This window comes from Streptomyces sp. NPDC093064 (assembly GCF_044754605.1).
In the GTDB taxonomy this organism is placed as follows: Bacteria; Actinomycetota; Actinomycetes; order Streptomycetales; family Streptomycetaceae; genus Streptomyces.
Map to the genome: position 1 here is coordinate 1 of NZ_JBIVPK010000086.1, position 18,463 is coordinate 18,463.

The window sequence follows — 18,463 nt, forward strand, 5'->3', positions numbered from 1 at the left end:
CCGGCAACGCGGCCGCGCAGCCCGCCACCACCGTCGTCTACGGCCCCGGTGCTCAGCAGGCGGCGCAGCAGATCGCCGCTCGGTTCAACGCCGCTTCCCGGACTGCCAGTTCGGCCGTACCCGCCGGCCATGTCGTGGTCACCCTGGGCGAGAACTACGCGCTGCCCAGCCGGCAGGCGTCGTCACCCGCCGCCACGGAGCCGAGATCGTCGTCGCCCGTCGACTCGGGCCCCGCTGTGAAGGCGGGCGGAGTGCCATGCGTCAACTGAGTCGCTGACACTCCCGTCGAACTCGGCCTGGGCACAGCACCGTCTGGCATACTTTCCTTATTGCGCAAGTGAAAGAGCGTGAGGGTCTGCTCGTTCCCTCCGTGCACCGACGTTGTTCCGGAGGCGGGGCGGTCACTCCCTCGCAAGGAGGTCACATCCATGCCTGTTTCGCCACGGTCTCGCTTCGCCCGGGCCCTCGCTGCCATGGGCGTGACAGCTCTTGTGGGACTCGCCCCGCCTGCTTTCGGCGCGCCGGCGGCCACGAACGCCGGTACGGGGGCCGTGGCAGAAGCCTTCAAGAAGGGACCGGTGTACGTCGATCCACGAGCCGCGGGGGAGCTGCCGAAGTCCGCGGCCGACAAGCTCACGGCGAAGATCGAGGCCGCGGACAAGCCGGTCTTCGTGGCGGTACTGCCCCGGTCCGCCGACTACCCGCAGGCGTCCCTGATGCCGGACCTGCGCTCACTCACCGGCATCAGCGGGGTCTACGCCGTACGCCTGGGCGACTTGTTCAACGCCAAGGCGGACCATCAGGTGATGCCGCAGAGCGCCGTCGACAACCTGCGGGGAGCGGTGCAGCGCTCCTACGCCTCGGACGCGGAGGCGCAGCTGAACGCGTTCGTCGACCAGGCCGTCAAGCAGGCGAAGGGGCACGCCCCTGCGTCCTGGCAGGACAGTGCTGAGGGCGGCTCCGGCAGCGGCGGGCTGATGGTCGGCGGCCTGCTCGCGGCCGGGGCGGCCGGGGGCGGATATGCGCTGTACCGGCGGGCGAAGAAGCGGCGGGAGACCGAGCAAAGGGAGTTGGAGGCGCTGCGGGTGGTGGTGGACGAAGACATCACCGCCTTCGGCGAGGAACTGGACCGACTGGCCTTCTCCCCGTCCGAGCCAGGGGCCACCGACGAGATGCGCAACGACTACTCCCACGCCCTCGACGCCTATGAGCTGGCCAAACAGCAGATGGCCGCTGCGGCCAAGCCTCAGGACGTGCAGCCGGTGACCGCTACGCTGACCGACGGCCGCTTCGCCCTGGCCACCCTGGCCGCCCGCCGCAATGGAACGCCGCTGCCCGAGCGCCGTGTGCCCTGCTTCTTCGACCCCCGTCACGGCCCCTCGGCCGACGATGTGAACTGGTCCCCGCCCGGCGGCGTGCCGCGGATGGTCCCCGCCTGCGCGGAGGACGCCGCACGGGTCACTCAGGGCGGGCAGCCGATGACGCGGATGGTCGACACCGGCCAGGGCGCCCAGCCGTACTGGAACGCCGGCCCGGCGTACGCGCCGTGGGCGGGCGGCTACTACGGCGGCGCGGGCGCGGTGGTCGGCGGCCTGCTCGCCGGCACGCTGCTGGGCAGCCTGCTCAGCGCGCCGTCCGCCTTCGCCGGCTCCGGCGATGGCGTCTCGTCCGCCCCCGATCTGCCGGACGGCGGCGAGTTCTCCGGTGCGGACTTCCGAGCCTCCGACTTCGCGGGGGGATTCGACGGCGGTTTCGGGTCGGACGGCGGGGGTGACTTCGGCGGCGACTGGGGGTGATCACGCCGGGCGGCGATCTCCTCGGGGGACAGGCAGTCAATTGCCCAACAGGGCGACAAGGACGAGAGAGTCGGGAGGGACAGAGCCGTGCCGGACACGACCACGGCCGAGGGTCTGCTGGAAGAACTGGCCAGGGGATGTCCGCTGCCGCCGGAAGAGCAGGTCCGGGTCACCTACCGGCCGGTCGAGGTGTGTGACGGGGCCGGGTGGACCTGGCCGGGCACCGTCACCGGATGGTGGAACAGTTCTGAGGGGGACACCATGTGCCGGCTGAGGCTGTCGGGGTGCACCTCGTCACGGTGGGTGGTCTTCGACTCCGACTGGATCGCCCTGCTGGTCCAGGGCGGCACGTGACACCTTCGTCCCTGACAGGCAGCGGGTTCCGGCGTCGATCCCGCCGGTTGAAGACGTTCCGGTGGGCCGCGTCCGGATCCCGCAGGCAGTGCTGAAGCCTCACAGTGGACACCGGCGGCCATGGTCAGTCCCGCAGGCGGGCAGCGGCGGCGTCGGTCAGCAACCGGGCCAGATCCGCGGGCAGGTCGAGGTGGCGTACGAGCCAGGCGGTGTCATGGCCACGGGAGGCGAAGGCCCACGCGGTGTAGAGGTGGTTGAGGGAGGGCGCGCTCGGCCCCAGCAGACGGGGCCGGACCGCTTCCATGGGGAAGCCCTCCAAGGTGCGGGAGGTGAACGACGACTCGTCCATCACCTCCAGAACGCGGCGCCGCGCTCGCCGGGTGGCCTTGCGATCCGCGCGCAGCACCGCTGCGAGCAGGGCGAACGCCGTGACGGCCGCTCCCAGCAGGGCACCGCTGACGACCGGACGGTACACCGCCGGGGCGGTGGCCAGGACGGTCATCTCCAGCGCGGTGAGTGTGAGCACGCCGAGGACGGCGGTGCCGACGCCGTTGCGCGGGTGCGGCAGGGCCTTCATCACCAACTGTCCTTCCCTCTTTCCGTGTTCCACCGTCGCGCCGAGGGCTGCTCGTCGTTCCGGTCCCTGATCCGTGGGCGGTGGCGCTTGAGAGCAGGCCGACGGCAGGGCCGGTCCCGCCCGAAATCCCCGTGGGCCGCTGCCGGTGCAGAGCGCGCACCGATGAGCGGAAGATGATGGAGGCGCGCGGCAGTGCGCTCTTCGGCGCGCTGGAGCGCAGGGGACGGGACGACGAGGCGCCTCCTGCTGCCGTCCAGCAGCATAGCCGCATACTTGCGTGATCGCGCAAGTAGGGGGCTCTAGGGTTCTCGCTTGTGACTCAATCCTCCTCGCACCTCGGCACGACGGCCGAGGCCTATGACGCCATCGCCGTCCGCTATGCCGACCTCGTCCGCGACGAACTCGACGCCCTTCCGCTGGACCGCGCGGTGCTCGCCGCGTTCGCCGAACTCGCCCGGACCACCGGATCCGGGCCCGTCGCCGAGCTGGGATGCGGCCCTGGACGGGTGACCGCGCACCTGCGGAACCTGGGGCTGGACGTCTTCGGCGTCGACCTGTCGCCGGTGATCATCGACATCGCCCGCGAGACACACCCCGACCTGCGGTTCGAGGTCGGCTCCATGGACGCCCTCGACCTGGCCGACGGCACGCTGCGGGGCATCGTGGCCTGGTACTCGGTCATTCACACCCCGCCGCGGGACATCCCCTCGTACTTCGCCGAGTTCCGGCGGGTGCTCGCGCCCGGCGGCCACCTCCTGCTCGGCTTCTTCGAGTCGGAGGGCGGGCCGGTCACGCCGTTCGACCACAAGGTGACGACGGCCTACCGGTGGCCGATCGACGACCTCGCCGACCTGGCCGGCGACGCCGGATTCGCCGAGGTCGGCCGGATGCTGCGCGAGCCCCGCGAAGGGGAGCGGTTCCGCCGGGGCCACCTGCTGATGAGCACGGCCGAGCCCCTCGGATGACCGGCGGCGGGCTTGGGCGGGCCCGACGGCCCGCCAAAGCCGGTTGAGATGCCGCCCCGCCTTGCGGAAGGGTCTGTGGTCATGGAGTTCTTCTGCTACCACCGTGACCGGCCCGGCTCCCTGGCGTTGCGCCACGAGAAGCTGGAGGAGCACTGGTCCTACATGGACCGGTACGCGAAGGAGATGATCGCCCGCGGCCCGACGTTCGCCGACGACGGTGAGACACCTACCGGCAGCGTCCACATCCTCGACCTGCCGGATCCCGCCGCCGCCCGCGCGTTCGCCTTCGACGAGCCCAACCACCAGGCCGGCGTCTACCGGGACGTACTGCTGCTCCGGTGGCGCAACGCGCTCGGCCGCAGGATGTGGGACTTCCCCGGCGGCCGGGACGGCGGCAACCGCTACCTCGTGCTCGGCCTCGGCACGGATCAGGCCGCCGACGCCCCGACTGCACCCCCCGACCGGGACGAGCTGATCGCGTACGGACCGCTGCTGTCCGACGACGGAGCCGCCTGGCTGGGCACGGCGGCCCTGGTCCGGGCGCCGGACCCGGACACGGCACGAGCCGTCCTGGCCCCGGCCCGGTACGCGGACGTCGAGGTCCACACCTGGCGGTTCGGCGGCCGGCCGTCCTGACCAGGAGAGGAACCGAGCCGACGGCACGACTGCGCTGATCGTCCCTGCGGCCACGACGTGCGCCCCGCCCCGTTACGGGTACTCGGGAAAGCCGTCGCAGAGCCGCAGGCACGATCCGTCAGGAGCAGTGATGGCTGACTTCGGGTATTTTCTGTCGTCCGAGGAGCACAACCCCGCAGAGCTCGTCGAACAGGCCAGGATGGCCGAGCAGGCCGGTTTCACTTCCTTGTGGATCTCGGACCACTACCACCCGTGGAACGACCGCCAGGGCCAGAGCCCGTTCGTGTGGTCGGTGGTGGGCGCCCTCTCGCAGGCCGTCTCCCTGCCGGTGGAGACGGCGGTGACCTGCCCGCTGGTGCGCACCCATCCCGTCGTGATCGCGCAGGCGGCCGCCACCAGCGCCGTACAGCTCGGCGGCCGGTTCCGGCTGGGGGTCGGCACCGGCGAGGCGCTCAACGAGCACATCCTGGGCGGCCCGTGGCCCGAGGCGTCGGTGCGTCTGGAAATGCTGGAGGAGGCGCTCCAGATCATCCGGAAACTGTTCACCGGCGAGCAGACCAGCCATCGCGGCAGGCACTACACCGTGGAGAACGCCCGCCTGTACACCCTGCCCGAGCAGCCGGTGCCCATCGACGTCTCCGCCTTCGGCCCGCAGGCGGCCGAGACCGCCGCGCGGATCGGGGACGGGCTGATCACGATGATGCCCGACACCGCCCTGGTCGAGCGCTTCCGGCGGGGTGGCGGCGGCACCCATCCGGTGTACGGCGGGCTCAAGGTGTGCTGGGGCACGGACCAGCGGGAGGCGGTCCGCACCGTGCACCGTCTCTGGGCCACCGAACAACTCCCCGGGGAACTCACGCAGATCCTGCCCACCCCGCGCCACTTCGAGCAGGCGTCCCAACTGGTCACCGAGGACCAGGCGGCGGCCGCCGTACCGTGCGGCGACGATCCGGACGTCCACATCGAGGCGCTGAACGCGTACGTCGATGCCGGATTCGACGCGGTGCACGTCAGCCAGATCGGCAAGGACCAGCAGGGCTTCTTCGACTTCTACCGGACCAAGGTCCTCCCGCGGCTGCGCGACTGACCGGTACACGAGGTGGCGGAGGCGGTGCCCGGGCCCGGAGACGCCGCAGCGACCGTTGGCGTGTCCCGGGCATCACGCGTCCGGCTCAGCGCCGTCGAGCGGCCCGGAGTCAGTCGGGCGGCTCGGGCGCGCGCGGCCGACCCGGCTCGGGCGGTGCGAGCTCCGGGCCGGGCTCGGCCGGACGGGGCGGTGCGGGCGGCTCGGGCGGCGGGACGGGCGTGCCGGGCGGCGCCGGCGAGTCATGGGGAACGGGCGGATCGGCCACGGAGACCATGATCGCGGGCTCCTCGTGCTGTGACCGGAAAGGTTTGCCGGAAAGCTCGCGGCGTCCGGTGCGGTACATCGCAAGGCGGAGCATCGCCTGCGTACTGGATGTACTCGGGTGATGCGACAACGCGGCTGGGGGTCCCCCCTGCTCGAAGAGCTTGGGGGAGCCGTGCCGGGCGTCGCGAGCCGGTGGACCTTTCCGGTCGCAGCACTAGCGTCCGAGGGCGTCTTCGAGCTGTGCCTTGTTCATCTTCGAGCGGCCGTGGATGCCGCGCTGGCTGGCCTCGTTGTACAACTGGTCGTAGGTGGGGCCCTGGGCGCCGCTGTGGGAGCGTTGCCCGCCGCGGCGGGAGGGGGACATGTCCTCGACCGAGGTCCGGCTGGCGGTCCTCGACTCCCCGTGCCGGGCGCGTTCCTTGTTCACGGTCCGCGCGGCGATCTCCTCGGCGCGCTCCTCACTCTCACCGCGTTCCAGCGCGCTGTCCTTGATGTGTTCGTACTGCCGTTCCCGCTTGGGGCTCGATCCGCGGGGCATGGTCACACACTCCTGTCCTGTGCGCGGAGGGCTCGGGTGCCCCGCATCCGTGCCGTGAACCCGGCACCGAGGCGGGGTACGGCCGATGTCGCGCGTCGCGCACCGTCCGCGAGAGCCCCGACGGCGCGCGGCCCGCTGTTGCACGCTGCGCCCCCGGGCCCGACCGTCGAACCGGCCGTGCGCTGCGAAGTCCCGTAGCGCGTCCGCAGGTTCGAGCAGGTTGTCCGGCTCCTTGGCCTGCCCCGGGCTGGTGGATCGGCGGCCGGCACCGGTGGCCGCGGGTGCCTCCATGGCCCTTTCGATACAACGATGTATCGGATACATTCGCGTATCGAATGGAGGTCCGGCATGGCGGTCGAGGACACGGAGAGGCGCGTCACCAGGCGTCGGCAGCGGACGCGGGCCAACCTGCTCGACGCCGCCTTCACGGTGTTCGCCGCCAAGGGCTTCGGCCGGGTGTCGATCGAGGAGGTCTGCGAGGCCGCCGGCTACAGCAGGGGCGCCTTCTACTCCAACTTCGACACCCTCGACGAGCTGTTCTTCGCCCTGTACCGGGAACGGGCCGAGCTGATCGCCGACCAGGTGACCGGGGCGCTCGCCCTCGACGGCCCGGACCTCGACGTTCGCGCCGCCGTCGACCGGGTCACCGACGTGCTCCTGCTGGACCTGGACTGGCTCCTGGTCAAGACGGACTTCCTGGTGCACGCCGCCCGCGACGCGGCCGTGGCGCGGACGTTGCTGGAGCACCGCGCGCGGCTGCGCCGGGCCGTCGCGGACCGGCTCGCCCGTGCCCGCACCCCGCTGCCCGCTGTCCTCGGGGACGCCGACGCCGCCGCCCACGCGGTCGTCGCCGCGTACGACGGAGTCACCACCCGGCTGCTGCTGGACAAGGACGTCGCGGGCGCCCGCGCCTGGCTCGGACAACTGCTCACCGCGCTGCTCACCGACGGCGGCGCCGCATCTGCGTCACAAGAAGACTGAGAGAAGCCAAGGAAATTGAAGAAGGGGACGGTCGCCATGGACGCCGACGTCATCGTGGTCGGAGCGGGCCTCGCGGGCCTGGTCGCGGCACACGAACTGACCAGCCGGGGCCGCAGGGTCGCCCTCGTCGACCAGGAGAACGCCGCCAACCTCGGCGGGCAGGCGTACTGGTCCTTCGGCGGGCTGTTCCTCGTCGACACCCCGCAGCAGCGCAGGCTCGGCGTCAAGGACTCCTTCGAGCTGGCCTGGAACGACTGGCAGGGCAGCGCGCGGTTCGACCGGCTGGACGACGAGGACTCCTGGGCGGTCCGCTGGGCGCGCGCCTACGTCGAGTTCGCGGCGGGGGAGAAGCGGTCCTGGCTGGAAGGGCACGGCATCACGCTGCTGCCCACGGTCGGCTGGGCCGAGCGCGGCGATCTGCGCGCCGACGGCCACGGCAACTCCGTACCCCGCTTCCACATCGCCTGGGGCACCGGCACGGGCGTCGTGGAACCCTTCGCCGCGTACGCCCTCCAGGCCGCGCGTGACGGCCTGCTCACCTTCCACCACCGCCACCGGGTCGACGAGCTCGTCGTCCAGGACGGCGCGGCACGCGGAGTGCGGGGCACGGTCCTCGCCGAGGACGACTCACCCCGCGGTGTCGCCTCCAACCGCGAGGAGACCGGCGCGTTCGAACTCACCGCGCAGGCCGTGGTCCTCACCACCGGCGGCATCGGCGCCGGCCACGACCTCGTCCGCCGTTACTGGCCCGAGCGCCTCGGCACCCCGCCGTCGCGGATGGTCACCGGCGTCCCGGCGTACGTCGACGGCCGGATGTTGGACATCAGCGCCGAAGCCGGCGTACGGCTCGTCAACCGCGACCGCATGTGGCACTACACCGAGGGCCTGCGGAACTGGAACCCGATCTGGCCCGGCCACGGCATCCGCATCCTGCCCGGCCCGTCCTCGGTGTGGCTGGACGCCCTCGGCCGCCGGCTGCCCGACCCCTGCCTGCCCGGCTACGACACGCTCAGCACCCTCAAGCACCTGCGCACCACCGAGGACATCGCCGGGTACGACCACTCCTGGTTCGTGCTGACCCGCAGGATCGTCGAGAAGGAGTTCGCCCTGTCGGGCTCCGAGCAGAACCCCGACATCACGGCCAAGGACCGCAAGGCGGTGCTGCGCGACCGGCTGCTCGGCAAGGGAGCACCCGGACCCGTACGGGACTTCCTGCGGCACGGCGAGGACTTCCTGATCGCCAACACGCTGGAGCAACTGGTCGAGAAGATGAACCAGTCGACCGACAAGCCCCTCCTCGACGCCGCCGAGGTGCGCCGCCTGATCGAGGCCCGCGACCTCCAGATCGCCAACCCCTACAGCAAGGACACCCAGATCCAGGGCATCCACAACGCCCGCCGCTACATCGGCGACCGCCTCGGCCGGGTGGCCGCCCCGCACCGCGTTCTGGACCCGGCGGCCGGCCCGCTGATCGCCGTCAAGCTGCACATCCTGACCCGCAAGACGCTCGGCGGCATCCAGACCGACCTGGACTCGCGCGCCCTCGGCACCGACGGGCAGGTGATCGACGGCCTCTACGCGGCCGGCGAGGTCGCCGGCTTCGGTGGCGGCGGCGTCCACGGCTACAACGCCCTGGAGGGCACCTTCCTGGGTGGATGCCTGTTCTCCGGGCGCGCGGCCGGGCGGGCCGCCGCACGGCAGACCGCCTGAGCGGGACCCGCCCCCGCCCCCGCAAGGCGCGGGGGCGGGCAGGCTCACTTCTTCTTCAGCAGTCCGGCCACCACCGAGGCCCGGCTCTGCTCCGGCGCCTTTGAGGCGGTCAGCAGGGTCACCGGGCCCCGGTGGGCCGACCTCGGCCTGCCGAAGCTGCCCGTGCTGGAGTGGCCGGACGTCAACGCCGACGAAAGCCCACGCGGCCTGCACTGGAAAGTACGGCTTCGTGGCCGTCATCCGCTGCCGTCAGGAGACGCAGTAGCAGCGACATCCCACCAATGGCTGGAGCCGGTGGTGAGGAGACATGGGCGCCTCTGGTACGCGACCTGATGGCACCCTGCCGCTACTGTGCCGGGCTGCCGATTGTCGCTCTCGTCTGTTGTCGTGGCGGTCACTGCCGTCGGCGGCATCACCACTGTGTCGGGCCACTCCGGTGGTAGCTCAGTCACGCCAGACGGAGACCAGGCGCGCCGCCACGGCCAGCACCAGCCCGGCCGCGAGGAGGTACAGGCCAAGACGGTCTTCGGGTACTGCCGGTGACCACACCCGCCAGGCCGACGGGGTATAGCTGTCGGCCGCCAGGAATGACCCGTACGATCTGGAGGAGAGACTGATGGGCGTGCTGGCCTGGCTTCGCACCCACAGCAGTGCGCCTATGGCGGCACAGGTCGCGGCTATCGCATACAAGGCCGTGGCGCTGCTCGGGGCCGGTCTCGTCACGGGTTCTCCCTCGTCTTCGTCGTTGTGGTGTGCGGATTCTTGCTGCCCGTGCCGATTCGCGTTCGCGCCGGGTCATCATGTCCCTGCCCGGACCGGACAGCATGCCGGTGAACGGCCGGATGTCGGCCGACCTCGGGCGCAGCCTCTTCAAGCGGCGGGTCCAACGCCCACCCGCTGGAACACGATGGCTTCGGCTTGACCAGGCAGGCCCGCGAGATTTGCCAAGCACTTGGAAGGCACCTGATGTGATCGCCGGCACATCCCTCCTGACCTGGTGCTCCACGGACGCCGAGCGCGATAGATCGGCGCCTTCGACACGTATTCGACAGGGGGCGCCAACGTCCACTGGCTGCGGCCGCTCCTGCCGGGTATCTCATCGTGCTGGAGGTGGGTTGGTGCATCCGGATGAATCTCACCTGAGGCGCGATCCAGATTTTTCGGAGTTTCGCGGTCTGGGGATGTCGAGAACGTGCCACCGGCTCCGTCCCAGGGACATCAGCAGCCACCATCGGCCGCACGAGGAAGCAGGAGAAACCAGCATGGCGATTCAGCGGATGGACAACGTCGGCATCGTCGTCGAGGACATGGATGCCGCCATCGCGTTCTTCGTGGAACTCGGTATGGAGCTGGAGGGCAGGGCGGAGGTCGAGGGCCCCTTCGCCGACCAGTGCACCGGACTCGACGGCGTCCGCTGTGACATCGCGATGGTCAGGACCCCGGACGGTCACAGCCGGCTCGAGCTGGCGAAGTACCGCAGCCCCGCGGTGATTAGCGCCGGGCCGCGCAACCGGCCGCACAACATTCTGGGCACGCACCGCGTCATGTTCGCCGTCGACGACATCGAGGACACCGTTGCCCGCCTGCGCCCTCACGGCGCCGAACTCGTCGGCGAGATCGCCCGGTTCGAGGACAGCTATCTGCTCTGCTACATCCGCGGCCCGGAGGGCATCATCGTCGGACTGGCCGAGCAACTGCGCTGAGAAGGAGGATCGCACTGGCCCGGTCGTACGCCTCCAACGCCGCCCGGTACTCCGTCAGAACGGCGGGGGTGGCATCGGGGCCGTTGACATTCAGATCCACGGCGGCCACCTCCTCCCCGAAGGCGGTCACCGACTCCTCTACCGCTGCGGGTAGTGCGGCCCGGCGCCGGCGCAATATCAAGTAGAGCCCGCCCACCCCCAGGCCGAGCACGAAACTCGCCACATAGCCGATCAGGCCCGGCATCCTCGCACAGGCGTTCACCGCTCAACTGCCCTTCCAACCACCTCGATCGCCATCCCGGCGAACCAATCCTCACAGTCGTTCGTACAGTGGCGCGCTCCCCATCGGGGGAGTGGGCATCAGCCGGAGCCGGCGCGGATGCTTGCTCACGAGGTCGGCGAAGTCTCGATGACTGAGTCACGCCGACGGTGCGCCGCCCACCAGTGAGGACGGCGCACCGTGCACGATGCAGGTTTTGAGGTCCGGCTTCGTCCTTATCAGGTCGATTACGAGGGCTCGATTGCCTTCGTCTTCTCCTGGTGGTCGCAGGATGAGCGGCCGTGAGGATCCGGCGTTGCCCGCCGAAGTTTGCGCTTGTTGGTGTCAACCGCTGATGTCAGTTCCCTGCGGCGGCTTGACCTGCAAAGACGCTGTTGCATTCGCTCCCCCGAGGGTTAAAATCCGCTGCCGACCTGCGGGAAGTCCGAACGGGCGGCCTCCAGGAGGTGTGAAGTGGCCGGAGCAGTTAGGTTGCCGCGCGGGCAGGCCTGGTTTGCCTGCGTCGCGCTAGCCGCGTTCGCGTTGGTGTCTGTCGCGGCCGGGCTGGCGGCATGGCACAAGTACCAACTGCTGGCGGGCCCGATGACGCCGGGGCCGTACGTCGACAACCCGCTGGTCGAGGTCGACACGTATTTCAGAAACCTGATGGGCTGGCGAACAGGGCTGCTCCTCGTGGCCCTGCTTCAGTTCAGCATCTGGCTCGCCAACATGCGCGACGTCGCGGATGTGCTCTGGCGCCAGGGACAGCGTCGGCGCAAGGCGTGGCTGATCTTTGGCTGGTTGATACCGGTTGCACAGCTCTTCGTGCCCAAGATGTTCGTCAACGATCTGTGGGCTGCCAGCCAGCCGGAATCGCAGCGTCGACGCGGACATCCCCTGCTTACGGCGTGGTGGCTGTCTGTCCTGGGCGCAGCGAGTTCGTATGTCTTCAGTGATGCCTCCAAGGACCTGAAGAAGGCTGTCACTACGGACCAGGCTCGTCATGCCCTGCGGCAGATCATGATGAGTGACGGTCTGTACATCTGCGCTGCTGCGCTATCGATCGTTGTCCTCCGGCAGCTCTTTCGCCGGTTGGAACGCGCCGCTGCGATAGCGCCCGTTGAGGTTTGGGCGACGGGTCGAACGCCGTCCTGAAGGTCCCTGGGCGTATGCATGCCCACGCGGTCGGTGGAGTCTCAATGGCCCAGTCAAGGCTCCGCCTGCTGTCAGGCGTCGTCGGCGGCGTCCTTGGCAAGCAGGTCCAAGGCGTCGTTGTGGAAACGGCGTTCGGCGTCGCGGCACGGCGCGCTGAAGAAGGCCCGTTGGGCTTCGGCAAGATCGCAGTCCAAGAGGCCCATGGTGACGAACAGGGCTTCCACTCCATGGCACCCGTTGTCCTTGAGGAACTGCTGGAGGACGTCCGCTGATGACACGTATGGCGCACGCCACGTCAGCTCGGGGTTCTTGCGGCTTGAGCTGATCCTTGGTGCCGAGGTAAAAGATCACGGTCCGGGCCGACAGATCTCGGGCCAGGCCGGCCGCGTCGGCAAGACTGGTCGCGTGCTGGAAAACGGTTTTCACCTCATGACCTCAGCGGCCTCGCGGCGACCGCTGGCCAAGCGCCGCAGCCTGGCCCAGTTCGCCGGAGGTTCCGGCTCGGGGATGCCCGGGCGGCCGGGTGGCACCCGAACGCGCAGCGCGCCCGGCCAGGTCGTGGAGGTCACCGGCGTCGGCATTGTCACCGCCTCGCCGTCGACGCCGACCGGAATCTGCGCCGCATCGGCGGTGATCTCGATCTGTTGCGTGGTCAGCTCCGTGACCCCCTCGGCGCTGCTGCCGCAGAGCAGATCGATGGCCTGACCGGCGGTGCGCACCCTGACACCGATCACGCCGAGCACGCCGCCATCCAGCCGTGCACGGCGGCCAAGGCCAGCGATGTCATCGGTTCGATACGGATTGTTGGACACCAGCAGCGCCTGCGGCGCCTCGATCCGTGTGCCATCCACTCGTGCTGTCAGCCGCGCTCCGCGGTGTCCTTGCAGCAGGTCCGGGAGCAGGTTCAGCGTCGTGCCAATCTTGTCGCCACGGTAGGCCGGGCTCTCCACGACCTGGGCGTAGGCGCCGAAGGAGGCGTTGTTGACGAACGGCTGCCCGTTGATCAACCCCAGGTCGACCCGCAACTCCACGCCGTCGGCCAGGGCGCCCAGGCAGGAGGCCGGGTCCTCCCGGTTCAGCCCCAGGTCCAGGGCGAAGTGATTGCGGGTGCCCGCGCTGATTACCACGAACGGTAGGCCGTGCTCGGCTGCGATGCCCGCTACGAGTGCCTGGGTGCCGTCACCGCCGGCCACCCCCAGCAGGTCAGCGCCGTTGGCCACCGCCTGCCGAGCTACCGCGGCCACGTCAGTCGACCCGTCCAAGACGAACACCTCGGCGCCAAGGGCTTCGGCCTTGCGCTTGAGGTCGAACTTCTCGACCTTCCCGCCGCCCGACTTCGGGTTCATGATCAGGTACGGATGCCGGGCCGGTGGCTGCGCCGGATACTCGGGCATGCGCCAGTCCGGCTGGTCCCCCTTCAGCGCTTGGCGCACGGTCAGGCCCGCGAGGAGCCAGACTCCCGCCGACACGATGGCCACCCACAGCACGCTGCTGACCGCGAAAATGACGACCACCGCGATCGGCACCAGGACGAAGACCCCAAGCGACAGCCACCGCACGATGCCTCGCCGGGAGAGGAAGAAGTAGGCTGCCGCCACGCTCACGACCGCGGCAGCCAGGCCAACGGCGAACATGGCCAAGCTCTTCAGCTCGGCGAAGACCACCAGGATCACGATAGCCAGGCCTGCCAGCACGAAGCTGAGCCGCGCTAGCCACCGCTGGGCGGACGTCCCCCGTGCGATCGCTGCAGACGTCATAGTCTTAGCGTCGCATGCCGACGGCTCCGGCACCTCACCCAATCCGACTCAACGAAGAACGCCCCCCTATCCTATTCGCGCAGGTGAGCTGGCGTTTCTTGCAGGTCGGAAGGGTGGGAAGGGGGGAAGGGGCGGGGGTCGAACCGCCGATGTCCCACCCAACGGGCGAATGCCGGCGCATCCGACCGCGGCCGCCGTGACGCTCGTGCCCATCCCGGTCGCCAGAACCAGTACGATCAGCCCGGCGACGCAGGCCAGTGCGGTGCGGGCCTGCCACCGGCGACGTCCTCGCCCTGGTCGTCCAGTCCGACGGGAGCGACGGTGACGCAGACAAGGCGGAGACAGCGTTCCGCCAGGCGGTCGCTCTGCAGGGACGGCTGCTGGGGTGAGGCCCGCGAAACCCGCTACGTGGGATGAGCGCCTTTGATCATGCCCTTGACATCCGCAAAGGGTGGGCAAACCTTCGGTTGACGCCTATTGCCGCGCCTCTCACGAAGTTCTGTTCCTGCTGAACATAGCTTCGCGGATGAACACCTGCGGTGGTACCCAACGCGCCATCTCTGACCAGGGTGGTTTTGTTCACGAGTTCGGGCAGCAGGTGTTCACGACGTCGAGCAGCGCCCCGGAGACGCCGTGTTCGATGTTCATGAGTAAGGAACAGCACCGTCGGAGCGCCGCCGTATGAGGGCGCTCCGACACTTGAGCGGCTTTCAGACGGCTTCGAAGTCGGGGAGGCTCCAGGTCTTGTCGAAGAACGGTTGCGCTGGGGCGAAGAGGCGGAAGTAGACGAACCAGCCGTCCTGGCCCATGGTCTTCATCCAGTTGGTCTCGGCCCCGGGGGGTGCGGTGGGGCCGATGTAGAGGTCGATGCTGCCGTCGTCGTTGAACCTGAGCTGCTGGTCGCGGCTGTCGAGGCTCGCGCTGCGGCTGTCGGTTCCGCCGTTGTCGTAGGACCGGCGGGTGTCCTCGCTGTAGAGCGTGAGCGACCAGAACTGGGCGCTCGGCACGTCGGCCGGGACGTGCAGCCGGTAGGTGCGGTCGGCCCGCAGGAGGCGGCCCTGGCTGTCGCGTTTGGAGGTCATGTAGACCTGGCCGGTGCCGGGCGTGGGGTGGGCCATGCCGATCGTGGAGCCGACGGCCTCGTAGAACCAGGTGGCGCGCTGGTCCAGCTGAAGGATCGTGTCGGTCTGCTGCTCGAGATCGAAGTCGAGGCCGGCGCGCGGTCGACCTGACACTCGCAGCCCTGGCCCTGCTCGCGCTGGCCGCCGCCGGGCTGGCGCTGTGACGGCGGCTCCGGTGACCCGCACCCGCCTGGATCGCGTCCGCGCCTCGGTCGGCATCGCCGCCCTGGCCCTCCAGCAGATCGAGGACGACCTGACCGCCGACGTTGATGCCCAGGGACTTGCCGCGATCCTGCGCGAACTCCAGGAGGACATCGACGCCCCCGGCGGCCTCTTCCCGGCCCTCGCGCAACTGGTCATTACCGCCGCACGCCGGACGGAGCAGATAGAGCCCGACCGCGACGGCGACGCCTCCTGCCCGCTGCACGAGGCCGCCGCCCTGCTCACCGACAAAGCCGGACAGCGCCTGCTCTGGGCTGCCCGCGCCCCACGTTGCCCGGCCCGCTACCTACACAGGCCCCGCCGTCTCCCCGACGCCTGGGAGAGCCGGTGACCCCCCGCAACCGATCGGGCCGGCCGCGTACTCCGCAGGGGTTAACGTGATCGCCCGCTACAAGAACAAGAAGAACCCGATCGAGAAGATCCTGATCGTCCGGGTCAAGGACAGGTGAGGCGATGAAACACCGCAGGGCCGTATGCGGCACCGTGGCAACCCTGCTGCTGGGCCTGTCGGCATGCTCACCAATCGACTCTTCCGACACTCGGTACGAAACGGATTACGCCAACCACGAACCGCTGCACGTGTTCGGCTATCCGTCTACTGGCTCCCTCCAAGTCATCCAGGAGATCGTGTGGCGCATCGCCGACGGCAAGGCCGGGGATCTGGAGAAGCTGGCGACCAGCGACAGCACCGACAGCGAGAGCCGGAAGACGGCCACGAACTGGGTCAAGAGCTTCCAGAAGGGAGCCCAGGGAAAGGTCGCGGCGGATTTCTACGACGAGGCATCCGAACGCCAAGTCGTGGTGCTCTACTTCCAAGGCACCCAGCAGGTCAAAGAGGTCACCGTGCGGCTGGACGGCAACGCCGGCGAGGACAGCTGGCGAGTCATGATGAACGAAGCAAACCTGAAGGAAGCCACCAGCCCGCCCACTTGGGCTCCGAAGGAGCCCGGCGGGAACGGATCGGCATCCAACAGCTGAGTCCGGATCGGACACAAGCAGCAAGGGGTCCGGCAATGCTGGGCCCCTTCACCATGGTGCGCCCACCTGATCCTTCCGGCAGGAAGCCAAGCGGACCGATCGCTTACGGATCGGTCCAGATCAGAGCGGCGGCACGAGCGCTGATGTGGCCGTACGCCAGCGACGCAAGTCGGCACGCTGGAGGCTCGAGGTTTCCCTGTGCCGATCTGATCGGTTCTCCAAGGCCGGGACGGATCGGCTGGACCGAGCAGTTCAATCGGCCGACAGCGGGTTGAACTGCCGGGCCGAGAGCTGATCGCGGATCCGGCTGGCACGGCTGAAGTTCACCCCTCACGACTTCCGCAGGATGTTCGCCACCGAAGCGGTCACCGGCGGCCTGCCCGTCCATATCGCCGCCCGGCTGTACGTGCGGTGCGCCAAGTACATGGTGGGTGGAAGCTTCGACGCGCTCATGCGTCAGGAGGCCCGCAAACTGCAGGGCCTGACAGCCGGTGCGGGTGTGCACATCAACTGTGAGCCGCTGAGGGCCGACGGTGACAAGACGTTCGTCGGGGTGGTGGCCAAAGAGGTAGGGGCGATCTACGTCCTTGCCCGGATCACGGATCACTCCGAGGGCTTGGTCACGCCGGCGCAGGGCGCTGAGAGTGTCGGGGTGGTACGGGCCCAGCACCCGCAGCATGTCGAGCGAAAGCTGCCGCGGCCCCGGCCGCATCCCCCGATTGCCCCCGCCACCGGGCGAGGTTGTTCTGGGCAGCGAGGGTGTCGGGGTGGTCGGGGCCGAGCACCCGCAGCATGTCGTGCAGCAACTCGGCGAAAGATGCGCGCGACAGGGCCGGGCCCGTAGCGTGGCCGCATGCCGAAACCTCAGCACATCGTGCACATCACCGAGCGCTCTCTATGGGAGACGGCCCGTGAGTCCGGCACCTACGAGATGTCCACCCGCGGCCGCACACTCCAACAGGAGGGGTTCGTCCACTTCTCCACCCGCGACCAGCTCCCGCGTATCGCGGCCTTCCTCTACGGCGACTACGAGGGCCCCGACGAGTTGGTGGTGCTGGTAGTGGACCCGGCCCGGCTCGATGTCCCGCTGAGGTACGAGGCCATGCCGCCGAACGGCGAGGAGTTCCCGCACGTGTACGGGGCAGTGCCGGTCGAGGCCGTGGTGGGTGTCGAGCCCTGGGGATGAGCGAACAGGGAGGGGTGCGTGGCTTCGTTGATCTCCAAGAACAGCGTTTATCGACGGTTTCCGGAGGCAGTTGGCGATCAACCGGCTCTGGAATGTGGATGAGAAGTGACGGCACCGCGTGAATGCGAACGTGTCGACGGCCAGCCGCTCGAAGGGCGGCCGACCGTCGAGGCAGGTAGCGGCAGAGGTCAGCACCTGTTCTGATCTCCGGTGGCCGGGTGAGGCTGTGCAGCCCTTGATGTTCGCGCGGTTTCGACCGGCGATTATTCACTTGACTCGGTCCGTACGGTGTTCGAGTGGAGGACACTCTGATCGACGAACTCCGCACCGCGTATGACGCCCAACTCCGTGGTGTCACCCCGCCTGGCGGCAGCGTCCGCATCGAGAAGGACGGCCCATTGACCCGTGTCGTGGGTTGGCACCGTGGCTTCGTCACGGGCCCACGCGACCTCGGTGTGCGCGGGGAAGAACTCGACACGCTCATAGCACGGCAGCGTGACTTCTACGCTGCTCGTGGTGAAGCGGTCGAATGGAAGACTCGCGCCCATGATCTTCCCGCCGACCTCACCGACCGACTCACGGCGGCCGGCTTCGTCGCCGAGGACAGCGAGACCGTGCTCATCGGGCAGTCCGCCGACCTTGCTGCCGACCCCGTCCTGCCCGACGGCGTGACCCTCCGCCGTGTCACCGCCAGATCAGACCTCCAGCGCATCGCCGCTTTGGAGAGCACCGTCTGGGGCAAGGACTGGAGTTGGCTAGCCGACGACCTGACCGCCCGGATCGAGACCGCCCCAGAGAACACGATCGTCCTCGTCGCCGAGGCACACACCGAAGTCGTCTGCGCGGCCTGGCTGGTGTTCGAGGACGGCGCCGACTTCGGCGGTCTCTGGGGCGGCTCAACGCTCAAGGAATGGCGCGGACAGGGCATCTACCGGGCCATGGTTGCCCACCGAGCCCAACTCGCTGCTGCCCGGAAGGTCCCCTACGTCTACGTCGACGCCTCAGCCGACAGCGCCCCGATCCTCACCCGCCTTGGCCTGCACGCGGTCACCACGACGACACCGTATGTCTGGTCGCCCTGAGCTTGAATTTAAAGGTTCCCCCTCAGCCTTCAAGGTCGGGGGGTGTCTTGTTTGTGGGGGTGTTTGCCGACGGGGTGGCGGGGTGCGGGGCT

At 69.3% G+C, this 18,463-nt stretch carries 22 protein-coding genes; 14 read left to right on the top strand and 8 right to left on the bottom strand.

What is annotated here, in order from left to right; genetic code table 11:
• From ACIQFZ_RS41205 to ACIQFZ_RS41215, 3 genes are all read left to right on the top strand, one after another.
• The coding region (locus ACIQFZ_RS41205) for a LytR C-terminal domain-containing protein (RefSeq protein WP_402693740.1) at nucleotides 1-269 on the top strand (269 nt) is incomplete at its 5' end.
• 159 nt (nucleotides 270-428) lie between these two features.
• The gene (locus tag ACIQFZ_RS41210; protein ID WP_383061415.1) at nucleotides 429-1,796 is read left to right on the top strand and encodes a hypothetical protein; all 1,368 of its coding nucleotides are present in this window, start codon (nucleotides 429-431) and stop codon (nucleotides 1,794-1,796) included.
• Between the two features lie 87 nt (nucleotides 1,797-1,883).
• The gene (locus ACIQFZ_RS41215; RefSeq protein WP_402693741.1) at nucleotides 1,884-2,150 is read left to right on the top strand and encodes a hypothetical protein; all 267 of its coding nucleotides are present in this window, start codon (nucleotides 1,884-1,886) and stop codon (nucleotides 2,148-2,150) included.
• A 124-nt stretch (nucleotides 2,151-2,274) separates the two neighbouring features.
• On the opposite strand, the gene ACIQFZ_RS41220 is transcribed toward ACIQFZ_RS41215, so the two are convergent.
• Nucleotides 2,275-2,727 (bottom strand): hypothetical protein, encoded by a 453-nt coding sequence (locus ACIQFZ_RS41220; RefSeq protein ID WP_383061416.1) that lies wholly within the window; start codon nucleotides 2,725-2,727, stop codon nucleotides 2,275-2,277.
• A 314-nt stretch (nucleotides 2,728-3,041) separates the two neighbouring features.
• On the opposite strand from ACIQFZ_RS41220, the gene ACIQFZ_RS41225 reads away from it, so the two are divergent.
• The 3 genes from ACIQFZ_RS41225 (at nucleotide 3,042) to ACIQFZ_RS41235 (ending at nucleotide 5,415) form a co-directional block, all read left to right on the top strand.
• Entirely contained in the window at nucleotides 3,042-3,692 is a 651-nt protein-coding gene (locus tag ACIQFZ_RS41225) for a class I SAM-dependent DNA methyltransferase (RefSeq protein WP_402693742.1), read from the top strand.
• An 81-nt stretch (nucleotides 3,693-3,773) separates the two neighbouring features.
• Nucleotides 3,774-4,328, top strand: a complete 555-nt coding sequence (locus ACIQFZ_RS41230; protein ID WP_402693743.1) for a YciI family protein — start codon at nucleotides 3,774-3,776, stop codon at nucleotides 4,326-4,328.
• Between the two features lie 130 nt (nucleotides 4,329-4,458).
• Nucleotides 4,459-5,415, top strand: a complete 957-nt coding sequence (locus ACIQFZ_RS41235) for an LLM class F420-dependent oxidoreductase (RefSeq protein WP_402693744.1) — start codon at nucleotides 4,459-4,461, stop codon at nucleotides 5,413-5,415.
• Nucleotides 5,416-5,893: 478 nt separating this feature from the next.
• Here the strand turns inward: ACIQFZ_RS41235 and ACIQFZ_RS41240 are convergent, their stop codons facing one another.
• Nucleotides 5,894-6,217, bottom strand: a complete 324-nt coding sequence (locus ACIQFZ_RS41240; protein ID WP_365436368.1) for a plasmid stabilization protein — start codon at nucleotides 6,215-6,217, stop codon at nucleotides 5,894-5,896.
• A 348-nt stretch (nucleotides 6,218-6,565) separates the two neighbouring features.
• Here ACIQFZ_RS41240 and ACIQFZ_RS41245 point away from each other — a divergent pair, with 348 nt between their 5' ends.
• On the top strand, nucleotides 6,566-7,198 hold the full coding sequence (locus ACIQFZ_RS41245; RefSeq protein WP_383061419.1) for a TetR/AcrR family transcriptional regulator: 633 nt from the start codon (nucleotides 6,566-6,568) through the stop codon (nucleotides 7,196-7,198).
• Between the two features lie 36 nt (nucleotides 7,199-7,234).
• Complete coding sequence (locus ACIQFZ_RS41250; RefSeq protein ID WP_376654352.1) at nucleotides 7,235-8,908, top strand: FAD-binding dehydrogenase; 1,674 nt, start codon at nucleotides 7,235-7,237, stop codon at nucleotides 8,906-8,908.
• A 44-nt stretch (nucleotides 8,909-8,952) separates the two neighbouring features.
• On the opposite strand, the gene ACIQFZ_RS41255 is transcribed toward ACIQFZ_RS41250, so the two are convergent.
• Both ACIQFZ_RS41255 and ACIQFZ_RS41260 read right to left on the bottom strand, forming a co-directional pair.
• Complete coding sequence (locus ACIQFZ_RS41255; protein ID WP_402693745.1) at nucleotides 8,953-9,093, bottom strand: hypothetical protein; 141 nt, start codon at nucleotides 9,091-9,093, stop codon at nucleotides 8,953-8,955.
• 259 nt (nucleotides 9,094-9,352) lie between these two features.
• A complete protein-coding gene (locus tag ACIQFZ_RS41260; protein ID WP_402693746.1) occupies nucleotides 9,353-9,631 on the bottom strand; it encodes a hypothetical protein in 279 nt (92 codons plus the stop codon).
• Nucleotides 9,632-10,170: 539 nt separating this feature from the next.
• Between ACIQFZ_RS41260 and ACIQFZ_RS41265 the strand changes: the two genes are divergently transcribed.
• Complete coding sequence (locus ACIQFZ_RS41265; protein WP_376654355.1) at nucleotides 10,171-10,611, top strand: VOC family protein; 441 nt, start codon at nucleotides 10,171-10,173, stop codon at nucleotides 10,609-10,611.
• Nucleotides 10,612-11,344: 733 nt separating this feature from the next.
• Nucleotides 11,345-12,025, top strand: coding sequence for a DUF4328 domain-containing protein (locus ACIQFZ_RS41270; protein WP_383061420.1), 681 nt, complete (start codon nucleotides 11,345-11,347; stop codon nucleotides 12,023-12,025).
• A gap of 71 nt (nucleotides 12,026-12,096) precedes the next feature.
• Here ACIQFZ_RS41270 and ACIQFZ_RS41275 read toward each other — a convergent pair whose 3' ends face one another.
• The 3 genes from ACIQFZ_RS41275 to ACIQFZ_RS41285 form a co-directional block, all read right to left on the bottom strand.
• Entirely contained in the window at nucleotides 12,097-12,249 is a 153-nt protein-coding gene (locus ACIQFZ_RS41275) for a hypothetical protein (RefSeq protein WP_402693747.1), read from the bottom strand.
• A 198-nt stretch (nucleotides 12,250-12,447) separates the two neighbouring features.
• Entirely contained in the window at nucleotides 12,448-13,719 is a 1,272-nt protein-coding gene (locus tag ACIQFZ_RS41280) for a diacylglycerol/lipid kinase family protein (protein WP_402693748.1), read from the bottom strand.
• 773 nt (nucleotides 13,720-14,492) lie between these two features.
• Nucleotides 14,493-15,017 (bottom strand): DUF1214 domain-containing protein, encoded by a 525-nt coding sequence (locus tag ACIQFZ_RS41285; protein WP_402693749.1) that lies wholly within the window; start codon nucleotides 15,015-15,017, stop codon nucleotides 14,493-14,495.
• Between the two features lie 61 nt (nucleotides 15,018-15,078).
• Here ACIQFZ_RS41285 and ACIQFZ_RS41290 point away from each other — a divergent pair, with 61 nt between their 5' ends.
• Nucleotides 15,079-15,456: a hypothetical protein gene (locus ACIQFZ_RS41290; RefSeq protein WP_402693750.1), complete on the top strand. Its 378-nt coding sequence runs from the start codon at nucleotides 15,079-15,081 to the stop codon at nucleotides 15,454-15,456.
• A gap of 122 nt (nucleotides 15,457-15,578) precedes the next feature.
• The gene (locus ACIQFZ_RS41295; RefSeq protein ID WP_383063826.1) at nucleotides 15,579-16,103 is read left to right on the top strand and encodes a hypothetical protein; all 525 of its coding nucleotides are present in this window, start codon (nucleotides 15,579-15,581) and stop codon (nucleotides 16,101-16,103) included.
• Nucleotides 16,104-16,206: 103 nt separating this feature from the next.
• Here ACIQFZ_RS41295 and ACIQFZ_RS41300 read toward each other — a convergent pair whose 3' ends face one another.
• A complete protein-coding gene (locus tag ACIQFZ_RS41300; RefSeq protein ID WP_402693751.1) occupies nucleotides 16,207-16,782 on the bottom strand; it encodes a hypothetical protein in 576 nt (191 codons plus the stop codon).
• Nucleotides 16,783-16,956: 174 nt separating this feature from the next.
• Here ACIQFZ_RS41300 and ACIQFZ_RS41305 point away from each other — a divergent pair, with 174 nt between their 5' ends.
• Together ACIQFZ_RS41305 and ACIQFZ_RS41310 are read left to right on the top strand one after the other, a co-directional pair.
• Nucleotides 16,957-17,289 carry a DUF952 domain-containing protein gene (locus ACIQFZ_RS41305; RefSeq protein WP_141363914.1) on the top strand — a complete coding sequence of 111 codons (333 nt, stop codon included), beginning with the start codon at nucleotides 16,957-16,959 and terminating at the stop codon, nucleotides 17,287-17,289.
• A 296-nt stretch (nucleotides 17,290-17,585) separates the two neighbouring features.
• A complete protein-coding gene (locus tag ACIQFZ_RS41310) occupies nucleotides 17,586-18,371 on the top strand; it encodes a GNAT family N-acetyltransferase (protein WP_402693752.1) in 786 nt (261 codons plus the stop codon).
• Nucleotides 18,372-18,463 lie beyond the last annotated feature (92 nt).